The organism is Streptomyces sp. NPDC001093 (genome assembly GCF_040298985.1).
In the GTDB taxonomy this organism is placed as follows: Bacteria; Actinomycetota; Actinomycetes; order Streptomycetales; family Streptomycetaceae; genus Streptomyces.
The window spans coordinates 1-1844 of sequence record NZ_JBEPBF010000282.1 but is presented as its reverse complement, the minus strand read 5'-3'; the positions used below and the strand labels follow the sequence as shown (position 1 = coordinate 1844).

Annotated in this window: 1 protein-coding gene; it reads right to left on the bottom strand. The window is 69.1% G+C overall.

Features of this window, described 5'->3' with window-relative positions; genetic code table 11:
* Nucleotides 1-34 precede the first annotated feature (34 nt).
* Nucleotides 35-1741 (bottom strand): IS1182 family transposase, encoded by a 1707-nt coding sequence (locus ABT288_RS49865; RefSeq protein WP_351623441.1) that lies wholly within the window; start codon nucleotides 1739-1741, stop codon nucleotides 35-37.
* Nucleotides 1742-1844: the final 103 nt, after the last annotated feature.

The window sequence follows — 1844 nt, the reverse complement described above, 5'->3', positions numbered from 1 at the left end:
CTTGACTCTGTCGGGGATCTTGGTGTCGGCGGAGTCAACTGCCCAGGGTTCGCCAGGACTTCAGGCGAGGGATCTCGCGCTGGTCGAGGTAGTTCTGGAAGGCAGTCGGCTGGCGGGGTGTGGGGGCTTCCTCAGCCGGTGACAGTCCGCCGAGGCGCTCGATGTTGACGGCGATGGCCGTCAACACGTGCTGGACATGGACCTTTCCCTGTCCTCGATAGCGGCAGCGCCGCATACCGTGCCCGTGGGCGAACTCGTTGACCGTGCTCTCCACTCCGGAGCGGACCGCGTAACGCGTCTTCCACTCGGGCGTCTGCTGCTCGGCGCGGACGCGGAGTTGCAGGTCACGGAGCTCTCGTGGGGGGAAGCCCACGGTGCGGGCGTTGTCGGCGGTGCTGGTGCACTGGGTGCGGGCCGGGCACGGGCGGCACTGGCTTTTGGTGAACCGTGCGACGATCAGCGGGGCGGCGGTGGGCGAGGAGGCCGGGTAGGGGCCGTGCCAGCCCGCGCTGACCTGTCCCTGGGGGCAGGTGACCTGCTGCTTGTCGTAGTCGATGTGGAAGTCGTCCCGGGCGAAGCCCTCGCCTCGGCGGTGCTGGCGGGTGGGGTTGCTCTTCAGCGGACCGGAGACGGTGACCTGGTGTTCACGGGCGGCTTGTTCCAGGTGGGGCAGAGAGGTGTAGCCGGCGTCGACCAGGTGCTCGGCGGGCAGCAGGCCGCGTCGGGCGAGGCGGGTGTGGATGCCGGGCAGGACCTGGCTGTCGTGGGTGGTGGCCGCGGTGGTGGCGACATCCGTGATCACGTTGGGGCCGTCGGCAGCACAGGTCTCGGTCAGATGAGCGGCGAACCCCTTCCAGCTGATGATGTGTCCGTGCCTCGCGTAGCGAGCCGAGGTGTCGTAGGGCGAGACGATCGCCCTCGACGACGGCGGCAGACCCACCCCGCCTTCCTTCTCGGCGGTGCGCCAGCGCAGGTGTCCCGCGGCATCACGGTGATAGTTCTGCACCATGATCTGCCGCAGAGCCTGGATGCGAGGACCGGACATGCGGTCCGCTCCGTAGCGGTAGAGGTGTTCCAGAAGCCGGACGGCGTCGTTTCCGGTGGCAAGAATCCTGGTCATGGGCTTGGTGGGGTTCTTCCCCAGGCGGACCGGCCGGCCGTAGCGCAGCCCCCAGCCCTCGTCGACCAGCTCGTCCAGCAGATGAGGAGAGATACCTGCGACCTCTTCGAGTGCGGCGCGAACCGCCTCGGTGACCAGCTCCAGGCGGGTCAGGTCACGCACCGCGGCCAGGACGTGCGTGGAGTCGGTGCGCTGCGTGGTGCGCTCGCGCACCAGTCCGGCCTCCTTCAGGCGGGCCAGTGCGAGGTCGAGGAGGCGGTCGGCACGGCCGTTCTCGGCGAGACGATCGCGGAAGTCGCCCAGCACACTGTGGTGGAAGCCGGGATCGTCCAGCTCCATGGCCATCGCGTACTTGAAGTCGATGCGGCAGCGGACCGCCTCGGCGGCCTGCCTGTCCGACAGCCCGAGCAGGAACTGCAGCACACAGACGGTGGCCAGCTGAGCGGGCGAGAGCCCCGGACGCCCGTCCCTGGGGTACCAGTCCGCGAAGTCCTCGTCGCGCCACAGCCCGTCCAGCCGGTCCCGCACCCATATCGCCGTCGTGCCGCCCGGGTTGCTCGCCCGCGCGACCCGCGCGGTCAGAGGCGGAACGTGCTCACCGGAACGGGGGTGCAGGGACAACGGGCACCTCGACAGCTGCAACGGTCGGCGGAACTCCCCGATCATCCCCGTCGACCATGCTGCCGCACCGGGAAACTCCAAGATCCCCGACAGAGTCAAGCTA